This is a genomic window from Endozoicomonas ascidiicola, assembly GCF_001646945.1.
GTDB classification, from domain to species: Bacteria; Pseudomonadota; Gammaproteobacteria; order Pseudomonadales; family Endozoicomonadaceae; genus Endozoicomonas; species Endozoicomonas ascidiicola.
Genome location: NZ_LUTV01000009.1, coordinates 122,260 through 124,891 on the forward strand (window position 1 = coordinate 122,260; position 2,632 = coordinate 124,891).

3 protein-coding genes are annotated in these 2,632 nt (G+C 46.2%); all 3 read right to left on the reverse strand.

Features of this window, described 5'->3' with window-relative positions:
- Positions 1-221: 221 nt before the first annotated feature.
- Entirely contained in the window at positions 222-494 is a 273-nt protein-coding gene (locus AKL11_RS21920; protein ID WP_067522001.1) for an HU family DNA-binding protein, read from the reverse strand.
- Positions 495-909: 415 nt separating this feature from the next.
- The gene (locus AKL11_RS21925; protein ID WP_067522003.1) at positions 910-1,770 is read right to left on the reverse strand and encodes a universal stress protein; all 861 of its coding nucleotides are present in this window, start codon (positions 1,768-1,770) and stop codon (positions 910-912) included.
- Positions 1,771-2,068: 298 nt separating this feature from the next.
- The coding region (locus AKL11_RS21930) for an IS982 family transposase (protein WP_157673723.1) at positions 2,069-2,632 on the reverse strand (564 nt) is incomplete at its 5' end.

The window sequence follows — 2,632 nt, forward strand, 5'->3', positions numbered from 1 at the left end:
GAACCGGGTTTGCTCAGAACGTTCCATGTTGATTGCTTCCTAATAAGCCGAACCTGAGTGGTGCGGTTATTAGGAAGTATTGGATATAGTAAAATGGAGAGTATCTACGGTATTTTTTGCCGCGTTAGCGGCTTGGTTCAACAAGAAGTTTGAAGCTCTTTTGAATTTAACAAAGCGCCCCTAAGGCGCTTTTTTTATGTGTTCATTTATTTCAGAACGACCTACTTGATCAGATCCCGAAATTTATTACCGGGTTTGAACTGAGGTAGCTTGCAGGCGGGAATATGAATTTCCTGGCCTGTTTGCGGGTTTCGGCCTTTTCGAGCCGCCCGGTCGGTTACTGAGAAGGTGCCAAACCCAATAAGCTGCACAACCCCTCCCCGGGCCAGGGACTCCTGGGTTTGATGGACGAAAGCATTAACCACCAGTTCCGCTTTGCTGCGGGAAAGGTTGGCTTGTTCGGCGACTTGTTCTACCAATTCTTTCTTGTTCATATCCAGTCTCTGAAAATTACCAGTTATGTGGAAAGAAATACCAGAAACGTGTTCTAGCGCGTGCCAGTCATGTTCAGCGAAAGGTGAGGAATACGCAGGAAAATCATAGGCAGACGCTATCAACAGGTTCCGGTAGTGATTGACTCAGGGCTAAACCTGAGTGGCGATAAGAGTCAGTGTCGAAACTGATACTCTTAAAAGAGGAAATAACAACCATTGATGTTTTAGTGGGCAACTACTTAGAGCTCAGCCATTCACGATCAAAAGTCACTTAGACAATATAGAAGCTTTTCAGAAAGAGGTCAGGAATTTGATGCTGCCTGTCAGTTATAGTCAGACAGCAAGGAAGGCTAGGGTCTGTTGACATTTTCTGAGACACTGAGCCTCGCAACGAAACGTCAATAGACCCTAAGTATTAATGATCTAGTTCACGCTCTAGCGGGATCATATGATGTTTGGGTTGCAGGATCAGGATGTCGGTCTTTACATTGGCGATCAGCTGTTCGGCCGTATTGCCGATGGCGATGGCGCTGATGCCTTTGCGGGCATGGGTACCCAGAATCAGCAGCTTGGCATCAATCTCCTCAATGAGCTCAGGCACCATGCTTTCCGTCGGCCCGGGGCGAACATGAAGGTTTTTCTCCTCAAGACCATACTCATCCGCGTATTCCTTGCTCTGGCGCATATGATGATCTTTATCCACCTTACCGTCACCATGATCCTGAATGGCCATCATCACGGTTGGATGAGCAGACGCGAGGTGCAGTGTTGCAGAAAAGCCATTGGCGAAATCATTGGCGTATTGCAGAATCGCCTGATTCAGAATGCTGTGGTAGTAATCCCGAGGGTCGGCATTGATGGAAGCCACCATGGCACCGTTCTGCCAGGTACCTTCGGTTTGAACCAGTAATACAGGCACCCGACTGCGGCGTAGAAGACTCCAGTCTTCTGCTGTACCAAAGGCTTTCTGTAGGGTGGTCATCAACTTGGCGTCTTTGACCACAAGGTGGCAACGCTCCATCTGGCGGATATGGATGATCGTATCGATAACGGATCCGGTCCAGGTTTCATGGAGGTATACCTCAAGACCTTCTTCCATCAGGGGTTGCGCCATGACTTCCAGTCGGGTCATGGATTCGGCGCAGGCTTTTGGGTTCGGAGCCAGAATGTGCATGGCAGCCTTGGTGATCCGGCAGAACTGGGCTGCTCTTGCCAGCGCCAGTTGTTGATCCTTACGACTATCGACAACCACAAGAACTCGTTTGATTCCACGCATTGCTGTCCGTCTCCCTTACTGTAACTGATGGTTTATGTTTCTATTTTTATTGTTCAATGATGCATTAGGCAAACCGGTGTTTTAATGATCTGGATCAATAAGTTTATCGGAATCTGTGATCATTAAATAAACAGTTAAAGATTTCATTATAAAAATAAGAAGTTTGATAAAAAAGTTTGTTTTTTATTGTTTGAAAAACATCGATACGCGATGTTCGACTTGCAGATTTTTAACTTTGCATGGAAGTAAGTCCAACTAAAACTTTAAAAGCTGTACCAAAGTGGAGTTTCACTGATTTTTAAGCAGCAGCAATCAGGCTTTCAAACTGAATCGGTGCTTTCCCTGCACTGATATTCAGATATGAACCCATATTGTGTGCCAAAAGCTTCCTGGCTATACGCGAAGTCATATGCCACCTGTCTCGACAACGGCACCTTTCGATTTCAAATTGTTCTGCCAGCTGGCCAATAACTGTTTCAATCCTCCGTCGTACCCGCATGATTACTTTCACAAACGACTTTGGTCTATCATCTTTCATGTTTTTTCTTAGTGGTGTCTGTAGGTCGATACCTAACCCCCGGCAGTCTTCTTTGAACTCTGGTCGTATATACCCTTTGTCACCTAACAAAAGTCCGGCAATGATATCCATCATGTCATAAGCAGCGTCACGCTCATCAATATTAGCGGCAGTCAGCGTAAATCCAACGGGAATACCGCGAGCTTCAACCAGTAGATGTCCCTGAAATCCGTAGAAATGCTTATTCTTTGAGGCACAGTAACCGTAGCCAGCCTCCCCTTTAAAGACTTTGCTTCTGGGCGCTCTTGTCCTTACAGCGACATCAATTGGAAAGCCGTCAATCAG